At 62.5% G+C, this 8,752-nt stretch carries 9 protein-coding genes; all 9 read right to left on the minus strand.

All coding sequences use genetic code 11. The annotated features are described in order from the left end of the window. The coding region (locus V7080_RS16825; RefSeq protein WP_334189549.1) for an FHA domain-containing protein at positions 1-959 on the minus strand (959 nt) is incomplete at its 3' end. Between the two features lies 1 nt (position 960). Continuing rightward, entirely contained in the window at positions 961-1,263 is a 303-nt protein-coding gene (locus tag V7080_RS16830; protein ID WP_334189550.1) for a PAAR domain-containing protein, read from the minus strand. Then, positions 1,242-1,874 (minus strand): hypothetical protein, encoded by a 633-nt coding sequence (locus V7080_RS16835; RefSeq protein WP_334189551.1) that lies wholly within the window; start codon positions 1,872-1,874, stop codon positions 1,242-1,244. Before V7080_RS16835 ends, V7080_RS16830 begins: the two co-directional genes overlap by 22 nt. Next, positions 1,871-2,233 carry a hypothetical protein gene (locus V7080_RS16840; RefSeq protein ID WP_334189552.1) on the minus strand — a complete coding sequence of 121 codons (363 nt, stop codon included), beginning with the start codon at positions 2,231-2,233 and terminating at the stop codon, positions 1,871-1,873. Before V7080_RS16840 ends, V7080_RS16835 begins: the two co-directional genes overlap by 4 nt. Further along, on the minus strand, positions 2,220-2,768 hold the full coding sequence (locus tag V7080_RS16845) for a DUF4123 domain-containing protein (RefSeq protein ID WP_334189553.1): 549 nt from the start codon (positions 2,766-2,768) through the stop codon (positions 2,220-2,222). The genes V7080_RS16840 and V7080_RS16845 overlap by 14 nt, the downstream gene beginning before the upstream one ends. A 5-nt stretch (positions 2,769-2,773) precedes the next feature. Continuing rightward, positions 2,774-4,942, minus strand: a complete 2,169-nt coding sequence (locus V7080_RS16850) for a type VI secretion system Vgr family protein (protein ID WP_334189554.1) — start codon at positions 4,940-4,942, stop codon at positions 2,774-2,776. A gap of 123 nt (positions 4,943-5,065) precedes the next feature. Further along, complete coding sequence (locus V7080_RS16855) at positions 5,066-5,833, minus strand: hypothetical protein (RefSeq protein WP_334189555.1); 768 nt, start codon at positions 5,831-5,833, stop codon at positions 5,066-5,068. Between the two features lie 4 nt (positions 5,834-5,837). Further along, a complete protein-coding gene (tssH, locus tag V7080_RS16860) occupies positions 5,838-8,513 on the minus strand; it encodes a type VI secretion system ATPase TssH (protein WP_334189556.1) in 2,676 nt (891 codons plus the stop codon). After that, a partial coding sequence (locus tag V7080_RS16865; RefSeq protein WP_334189557.1) for a type VI secretion system baseplate subunit TssG occupies positions 8,501-8,752 on the minus strand: 252 nt, incomplete at its 5' end. The genes tssH and V7080_RS16865, both read right to left, overlap by 13 nt.

Here is an 8,752-nt window from a genome sequence, read left to right on the forward strand (position 1 = left end):
GCCGCAAGCAGCGCCGACGATGGGGCCGGCGCCGCAGGATCGTTACCAGCACGTGGGCCGGGGGAGGGTGCGTCGTGGAACTGCGGATTGAGCGCAGTGTCCTCGGAGGAAGGACGACGACCGGCGGAACTGCTTTCGACCGACGTCGTCGCCGTTCCCTCGTTGCTTTCCCACGACCTGAACATGTTCGCAGCAGCGGTATTTTCCGTCGGCAACCGGAATTGGTTGTGAATTTCCGGGGCATGGTCCGGCACGGCGGCGTCGATTTTGCGTGCCTTGGATTGCAGCGACGCCAACGGGTCGCCGGAGCGGGATGTGTTGGGCCGCGATGCCGGACCATCCAGGATGCCATCCCTACTGAGCGGATCGCCGACGGGATCGCCGAGTCCGAACAAGGCATCGATACTCTCTTCGTCGCGCAATGTCTTTCCGGCAGCGGCGGACGGAGAAGGTTTCCCGCCCAGCATGCCCGGAAGCAGCACCGACATCCCGAACGGATCGAAATCGTCCGGTATCAGGGCGTCCGCCGGTTTCGCTGCTGCCAGCGGGTGGTCGGCCTCCGTTTGCGGAGAGTGATCGTCGCCGGACACGAGCTGCGCAAACGGGTCCAGGGAATGCGATGGGGTGTCGGGGCGCGTCGGACGCGATTCGCCATATTCGGCCCGCAGCACATAGTCACCGCACAGCAGTTCGTCACCGTCGAGCAATGGAACGCTACGTCCCTTGCCGACGGGTTCGCCATTGCGCAATATCGGGTTGGCATTGCCGCGGTCGGTCAACGTAAATTCGCTACCCGACCAGTTGATCTCCGCTTGTATGCGGGATATCTGGCGTTCGGGATCCGGCAGCGGCAACGTACACTGGCTGTTCCTGCCGATGGTTCCGCCGCTCCTGGTGAACCGGGCTTCAGCGGCGATGTCCGGAAGACGACCCTTGAAGCGTATGACTTTGATCAGCACCTCATGCTCCAATCTGTACGGTGCCCGCCCCGGAAACGATGACGCCACCGTGAATCGTCTGGTCACCGACGCGTGCGGCAGGCAGTCCTTGAATGAACACGGTGGCGGATCCTGTCGCGATCATGTCCGGTAACGGGGCGGCACAAAATGCCAGATCGGTCACCCTTGCTGCTGGCAAACCCTCGATCAGGACAACCGCCGCACCGGGGGCAATCACCGGCCCGCCGACATGGGGAATCGGGGGCGTGCCCGGCGTGAGCATCGGGCACACATGAAGGTCGGTCAGACGCGCTGCGTTTGGCATGGGAGGCCCGCCGTTGGTGAAGGTGCCGGCGCCGTTGCCGGTAGCGGCGCCACCGGACTGTCAACGGCCTTGTCGAGTAGAACCGTGTTCAGCATGGCCAGTGCCTCGCCCAGTGCCGTGGCCTGGCGCCCTGCATCGGAATCGCATTTGCCGGCCGCCGCTATGAGCTGTTGATGCACATCGGCGAGTTGGTCCTCGAGTCCCTGGCGCAATTCACGGAATCGCTCCAGCGCCGACGATGTTGCCGAAGGCAAGGTGGCGATGGTTGCCGATCCGGCCGATAGCGTCCGTTTCGACGCTTCCTTCACGGCATCGCGCAAGTGTTTCTCCACGCGCTCCGGTGCCACTCTGCCTTTGCGGATGTCGTCCATTGCCCGACGAAGCCGGTTTTGGTCGTCGGCACCCGGGTCATCGGATGATATGTCGTTTGCCCGGACCTGATGACGTTGCAGATCCTGCGCCGCAAACATCACCAGCTGAAGGGAATGCGCAAGCAGTTCGGACATGCTGCCTGCCGCCTGTTCAGGGCCGAGCACCGCCTTGCGTGCCTCAGCACGAGAGGCCGGCGTCCCGCAACGCCATGCCTGTTGAAATGCACCTCCCCAGCTCATAGGACGTTCTTCGATTGGCCGGCGAGCGCGAGGAAGACCGCCCGCAAGGTAAGCTCCATCGCCAGCGCCTTGTACGCCGGCCCGACGTCGTCGCGATCCAGCAGCGTGGCAAAGGATGCGATCTTCCGGTCGAAATCCTCGCCAAGGCACCATGCGCACAATACCCATCGTGCGCAGTCGCGCTCATCCGTGAAGCCCCGCTCCTTCGCGCGCCGCAACTGTTCCCTGATGCCGTTCTCCAGCCCCGCGGATTCGTGCATGGCAGAATCCGGAGACAGCACGCCAAGGATGACATGCATGCGCCGGACAAATGCCGCCTCGGCAAGGGCCTGGCACTGCGCCTGACTAAACACGAGCATGGGCAATGACTCCTTCCGGTACGGGCGTGTCGGTTGAAAGGGCGATTCGTCCTCGTTGCGTGTCCCAGCTGGCGCTGGTAACCGGGCGACCCTGGCCTGGAACATGAATGCGCACGATGCCATTCATGAACGCCGCGCCTTGTGTCGGGTCGAGGATGGAAACCAAGGCTCGCAATACCCTCGGATCCCAATAGCGAAACCACCACTCCTCACCCTGCGGGCCGCGCGTTTCGCTGAACCGCCGGAGATGCAATTGCAGGGCCGCCAAGCTAAGCCCGGATTCGATCACGTATCCCCAGGGGAGATGGCATCGGGTGTCCAGCCATGCGACGAGAGGTGAGCCGGCTTGCAGCGGTGCGAGGTAAGGTGCCACATGCGCGATATCGGGTTCAATATGGCCGGGCAGGAGGCATCTGAAACTCGACGTGCCCATTGCATGCAGCGTCTCCAGCAATCCGTCCAGTACCGCGGCATCCACCACCGCGAAAAGGGATGCGCGTGGAAGCTCGGCAATCAAGTCGTTCAGCGGAGCCACGGCATTCACCCCGCGGCAGCGAAAGGTGCGCCGGCACGGGCAGCGTTTGCCAGCGAGCCGGCGCGCGGTTGCTGTGTTGCCGGCTTGACCGGCGGACTCTCGGCGACGGCAATCGCGTCGGCGTCCGGCGCCTTGTTCACCGCCTTTGGCCTGGCGGGACGGGCGGGCTTGGCTGCCACCGGAGCGCCGCCGGAATTGATCATGACTTGCGGGCCCTGGATGAAAATGCCGGCCGGCGTAAGGCTGATGAACGAGCTTCCGCACCGCAGGCACACGCCGGTGCCGGCGTCCAGCGCCACGGACATGCCGGATTTGATGTCGACGGCCGATTGCGCAGTCATGGCGATGTTCATCTGGGCGCTGAGGGCATACGATTGGCCGGCACTAATGTCAAGCGATCCACCCGTACTGCAGATCGCGTCGCCATCGATCTGCACACTGTCGGATCCGAGCTGCATCACACGATCGCCGGTGACTTGCTTGCTCTCGTTTCCCGAGACAGCCATATGGCGGTCGCTGCCAATACTCGTTGCCTGTTTGCCATCCACTGTGACATTCCGGTTCTTCTGTACCCGGATGTTTTGATTTGCATCGACCGACACGCTATCGTTGTTGCCAACGATGCGCGTCGCATTTGCCTTGATGCGGGTATTCATATCCTTTTGCGCTTGAATGTAGAGTTCTTCCTCGCCCTTCATATCTTCGAACCGCAGTTCGTTGTAGTCGTTGGCGCCACCGTCGGGTGTGGAGTAGGTACGCATGCCGCTACTGGTCTTTTTGGCCGGCTGCGGATAGGGAATCTGGTTTTCGCCGTTGTAGACGCTGCCGGTGACAATCGGCCGGTCGGGGTCGCCTTCCAGGAAGTGGACCACCACTTCCGAACCGACGCGCGGCAACGCCCAGAATCCGAAGCCCTGGTTGGCCCAGGGTTGCGCCACCCGGATCCAGCAGGACGTGTCCTCGGTAGGCTTGCCATACCGGTCCCAATGAAACATTACGCGGATGCGGCCGTATTGATCGGTATGAATTTCCTGTTGTTCCGGCCCGACGACCAGGGCGGTCTGCGGGCCGACGATCCGGCTTGCGGGTGTTCGCCGCTGACTGCGGAATTGGACACCCGCCGGTATGGCGATGAAGCTGCAGTGCATTTCCGAACCTTCTCCGTGACCCGCTGCATACGCGTGGCTCTTGAACGAGTAAGCGGTTGATACCACCAGGAATTCGCCGTTCATGTCGGCAAGCGGATGATCCTTGATCCGGATGATCCGGCCGATCTGGACCGCCGCCGAGGCGGTAGTGCCTTCGCATGCGGCGTACTGCGCATGGATCTGCTCCATCCGGAGCCTGGCATAGGTTTCGCCTTCTTCCAGGGTGTCGAATTCGCCGGGGTAGAAAAACAGGTCAAAGTCGTCTCCCTGATGTCCCGACTGGTTCTTGCGGTGAAAATGCGCGGCCTGCATCGGTTTGGTGAAGTCGTAATCGCCGATCTCGGTTTGCCCGGACACCATGTCGTGCACCCGCTGCCAGTTTTCCACATAGTCGTGCGAACGGTCGCTTGCAAAGGCGTTAGGGTTGAATGAAAGCTGCAACATCGGCCGGGAGAGCTGATAGCTGGTGGCGTTGTCATCCAGCAGGCGCAGTGCGGTCCTGCCATTGCCCAAGTGTTCGAAATAAAAATATATGCCTTCCTGTTCCAGCAGCCGCTGCACAAAAGCCAGGTCGGTTTCCATGTACTGGGTGCAGCATTCCCATGGCAGATGTTTAAGCGAACTGGCGGAGAACTGGTGGGACAGCGACGCAATTTTTGCCAATACCAGATCGACGACTTCCGGCACCGTCTTGTTTTGGAAGATGCGTGCGTCGGTCCGGCGCGCCAGCAGCGCAAGATCGGGCTGAATTTCAAACCAGTATTCGTGACGCGCGCCATACTGGGCACCGCGGCCCATGCGCACGATGATGCCGTTGAAGCGCCTGTAGCTGCCATCAGGTAATAACACCTCGGCGCCAAAGGTTTTTCCAAGCGCAGCGCGCGGCGTCAGCTCGGTCCTGTCGCTCAGCACGGTGACATCGAACTGATAGGTTTGTCCCAGTTGCTCGCTTGCCCGCACTGATACCAGATCAAGTTTGCCTGACTGGTCGGTACCGTCAAAGAATATGCGTGAACTTTTGGCCACTGGGGTCTCCTGACGTAACCGGTCGGCTCCCTCGTCGGCCGGTTCGCAAAACCAGCATCCCAGCTTTCGTCCTCCCGCGCCATACTACTGAAGTATGGCAGCCGGCCGGGCGGAGCAATGGCATCAGACATGCACCGCGTAGGGTGGCCATTCCAGCGAGTTTGCATCGTAATAGGCTTTGAGGACGCGCGCATTGCGGCAAACGACGAAGTCCATTTTCCGGTCGACAATCACAAATTTTTCATCGAACGCAATCTCGTTTTCCATTGCATTCGTTCGCCAGTTGCGGTACTGGTCATTGGCGCCGTGCTGGAACATCGTGCTGTCTCCCAGATATTCGTTCAGTTCATCCAGCACCGCGTAGCCTTCCGCGCATTCCCAACCGTACCATTGCACAGCCGCTTCGCGTGACGCCCGAAAACCGATCGGGCAGTTCAGCGTGTTATAGGCGACATCACCCTGCCAGCGTACCGGCACCGGCACGCCCTGATCGCGATTTTCGACGAGGCTCGGCACTGCATACACATATCGCGCACCAATTCCGTCCTTTCGTCGCCGGTCGTCGTTGCCGGCATCGTCACGATGCCACAGGCCCATGATGTCGTAATCGCTGTAGAACTTGTTGACGTTGGGGTAGACCTTGCTGGCGCCTTCGGCCCAGCCACGGAAGGTCTTTTGCTTGAGATTAACAGGCTTGGGACGGTAGCCGGCCAGATTGCGGAAACGCCGGCTCGCCGATTTGGACGCGCGCAGCACCAGCAGCGCCTGGTTGTCGCGGCAATAGTGGCGCAGACCCGTCAGATGCCATGCCGAAAAGCCATAGAGCTGCGCGATTTCCCGGTCCGGCCCGGAACAAGCCAGCGTGTTCTCCAGTCGCTCGATCCTGCCCATACATCTATTCCTGGAAATCGTAGGCGATATCGCCGTCGCGCACTGTCAACCGCATACCCTGCAGTGGCCGGCCCTGCGACAGCGACTCCAGGTATCGGCGGCTGATCCTCGGCAATACCGTGTTGGTCAGGATGGCATCGATCATCCGGCCGCCGCTTTCCAGTTCCGTGCAGCGGTTCGAGATCAGCCGCACCACATCGCCGTCATAGGCCAGCGGGATCCCATGATGTTCCCGGACGCGCCGCACGATGCGCTCCAGCTGCAGGCGCACGATATTGCCAAGCATGTCGTCGGAAAGCGGATAGTACGGAACGGTGACGATGCGTCCCAGCAGCGCCGCCGGAAATACCTTCAGTAACGGTTCGCGCAGCGCCGCGGCGAGCGCCTGCGGTTCCGGCGTCAGCTCGGGATCCTTGCACAGATGCATCAGCAGCTCGCTACCGACATTCGATGTCAGTAGGATGACGGTATTGCGAAAATCGATCAGCCGTCCCTCGCCGTCTTCCATGCGACCCTTGTCGAATACCTGGAAGAACAGTTCGTGGACGTCGGGATGGGCCTTCTCCACTTCATCGAGCAACACCACGCTGTAGGGCCGCCGCCGTACCGCTTCGGTCAGGATGCCGCCTTCGCCGTAGCCCACATAGCCGGGCGGCGCGCCCTTGAGCGTCGACACCGTATGGGCTTCCTGGAACTCGCTCATGTTGATCGTGATGACATTCTGTTCCCCGCCGTACAGCGCCTCCGCCAGCGCAAGCGCGGTTTCGGTCTTGCCGACACCGGACGGGCCGACCAGCAGGAATACGCCGACCGGTTTGTCAGGGTTGTCCAGCCGGGCACGCGCTGTCTGTATGCGGCGTGCGATCATGTCCAGTCCGTGTTCCTGGCCGATCACCCGTTGGCCGAGGGCGGCGGCCAGATGAAGTACCGCATCGACTTCGTCCTTGATCATCCGGCCCAGCGGAATGCCGGTCCAGTCGGCCACCACGCTGGCGACCGCTTGGTCGTCCACCGACGGCAAGATCAGCGGCTTGTCGCCCTGCAGCTTCTGTAGCGCCACCTGCAGTTCACGCAGGTCGGCCAACCGGTTGCGCCGCTCTTCGGCAGGCGCGTCGGCTTGCGCATCGACGGTCGGATGGCTTTCGCGCAATTGCGCGCGCAACGCCAGCACCCCATCAACCAGGCGTTTTTCTTCCTCCCAGCGAGCCTGCAAACCGGCATGCAAGTCGCGTGCGCGCGCCATTTCTGCTTCAATGCCGGCCTTGCGTGTGGCCACGTCCTCGCCGACCGCTTCCTCGCGCTCGATGATGCCGGCCTCGATGTCGAGCGCTTCTATCCGCCGGGCCGCGTCTTCGAGTTCCGGCGGCGTCGCGTGCTGGCTGACGGCGACTCGGGCACAGGCGGTATCGAGCAGACTGACCGCCTTGTCGGGAAGCTGGCGCGCCGGAATGTAGCGATGCGACAGCTGCACTGCCGCACGGATGGCTGAATCGAGCAGCTGGACACGGTGGTGCCGCTCCAGCGGCGGCGCCACGCCGCGCATCATGCGAATTGCTTTCTCCTCGTCGGGTTCGTGCACCTGCACGACCTGGAAACGCCGTGTCAGCGCCGGGTCTTTCTCGATGTATTTCTTGTACTCAGCCCAGGTGGTGGCCGCGATGGTGCGCAGCGTGCCCCTCGCCAGCGCCGGCTTGAGCAGGTTGGCGGCGTCGCCGGTGCCGGCCGCGCCGCCGGCGCCGATCAGGGTATGCGCTTCGTCGATGAACAGCACGACCGGTTTTGGCGACGCCTGCACTTCGTCAATCACCTGCCGCAGCCTGGCCTCGAATTCGCCTTTCATGGACGCGCCCGCCTGCAGCAGCCCGACGTCGAGCGATAGCAGGCGCACGTCGCGCAATGCGGGCGGCACATCGCCCCTGGCGATGCGCAGTGCGAAACCTTCGGCCACCGCGGTCTTGCCAACCCCCGCTTCGCCCGTCAGGATCGGATTGTTCTGGCGCCGGCGCATCAGGATATCAACCAGCTGCCGTATTTCTTCGTCGCGCCCAGTGACCGGATCGAGCTCTCCGGCATGTGCCTTGCCGGTCAGGTCCTGCGTATAGCGCCGTAACGCGTCTTCCTTTCCCATGGCGGCCGGCGCGATGGCCTCGCTCGCCTGGCCAGGGATCGTGTCCGATACGACGCTGTCGGCCGCCGGTCCATGCTCGGGCGACCCGGCGACGATCTCCGGCAGGTGCGAAGTCAGGGTCTCGGGCGCGATTTTCTGGAACTGCGTGGAGACGTGGAGCAGCAAGCTGCGCAAGGTGGTTGTCTTCAGCATGCCGACCAGCAGAAACGCGCCGCGCACCTGCGTGCCGCCGTACATCAGCGAGCCATAGACCCATGCCCGCTCGATGCTGTCTTCGATGTGCGGCGACATGTCCGTAATCGACGTTGCGCCTCGCGGCAGGCGGTCGAGCGCCCGCGTAACATCCATGGCGAGGGCGCCGGCGTCGAGTTCGAAATGACGGACGATCCGGTGCAAGTCGGAATCCTGCAACTGCAGCAGCTGGTTGAGCCAATGGACGAATTCCACATACGGGTTACCGCGCAGCTTGGCAAAGACGGTTGCGCTTTCCATGGCCTTGTACAGCGTCGGGTTGAGCTTGCCGAACAGGGCAAGGCGACTTATTTCAGACATGGTTCCTCCTGCGGCGTAAGACGTTGATCGGGGAGCACGTCGCGGGCTGGCGCTGCCACCGGTTGCGGCATCGTCTCGCGTTCGGGATGCAACAGATGGCCATGAACCGCCGGTGCGCCGCGCGGGCGGCCGAGCCAGGTGGTCCAGCCGAGCTGGATGCGCCGTCCGAGTTGCAGCGGCGGCAGTTCGTCGCGCCGGATGACGAGCTGCCCGCGCCAGCCGTACTGGCGGTCGGTGTA

It is taken from the genome of Noviherbaspirillum sp. (assembly GCF_036846085.1).
GTDB lineage: Bacteria > Pseudomonadota > Gammaproteobacteria > Burkholderiales > Burkholderiaceae_D > Noviherbaspirillum.

What these genes read in the sequence shown, in the direction of transcription:
- V7080_RS16840 (WP_334189552.1), bottom strand. Translation starts at nt 2,233, where the DNA reads ATGCTCGTGTTTAGTCAGGCGCAGTGCCAGGCCCTTGCCGAGGCGGCA.
- V7080_RS16855 (WP_334189555.1), bottom strand. Translation starts at nt 5,833, where the DNA reads ATGGGCAGGATCGAGCGACTGGAGAACACGCTGGCTTGTTCCGGGCCG.
- V7080_RS16830 (WP_334189550.1), bottom strand. Translation starts at nt 1,263, where the DNA reads ATGCCAAACGCAGCGCGTCTGACCGACCTTCATGTGTGCCCGATGCTC.
- tssH (WP_334189556.1), bottom strand. Translation starts at nt 8,513, where the DNA reads ATGTCTGAAATAAGTCGCCTTGCCCTGTTCGGCAAGCTCAACCCGACG.
- V7080_RS16835 (WP_334189551.1), bottom strand. Translation starts at nt 1,874, where the DNA reads ATGAGCTGGGGAGGTGCATTTCAACAGGCATGGCGTTGCGGGACGCCG.